The sequence below is a fragment of the Chromohalobacter sp. HP20-39 genome, assembly GCF_033052815.1.
GTDB lineage: Bacteria > Pseudomonadota > Gammaproteobacteria > Pseudomonadales > Halomonadaceae > Chromohalobacter.
This window is the reverse complement of the sequence record NZ_JAWHTP010000215.1, coordinates 1-406: the sequence shown is the minus strand read 5'-3', so window position 1 is coordinate 406 and position 406 is coordinate 1. Positions and strand designations below refer to the sequence as shown.

1 pseudogene is annotated in these 406 nt (G+C 63.8%); it reads right to left on the bottom strand.

The features are described 5' to 3' along the window. A pseudogene (locus tag RVY79_RS17700) lies at window positions 1-406 on the bottom strand (DDE-type integrase/transposase/recombinase); the annotation flags it as partial.

Genomic DNA, 406 nt, shown 5'->3' with positions numbered 1-406 from the left:
GAGCTTGGCGAAATAGGCAACCGCCTCTCGCAGGAAGCTCTCGGCGCTGTCCTTGCGCTCGTCAGGACGCATGGCGGTGAAGGCCACTCTGGCGTGATCATCGACGGCGACGAACAGGTAGTCATACCCCAAACCGCGCGTGCGCTTGGCGCAGTTGCCCGTGATGCGGTGGCCCACGTCAGAGAAGCGCCCCAGCTTCTTGATGTCGATGTGCAGCAGATCACCAGGCGCCTCGCGCTCGTAGCGTTGCACGGCCTCAACCGGGGCCAGGTCGCTGAATCTGGACAGGCCCGCTCGGCGCAAGACGCGACTGACGGTGGCCTTGGAGACACCCAGGTAAGTGGCGATAAGCGATTGCGTGAACAGCTTGCGTCGCAGCTCGACGATGGCCAACGCGATGTTGGGC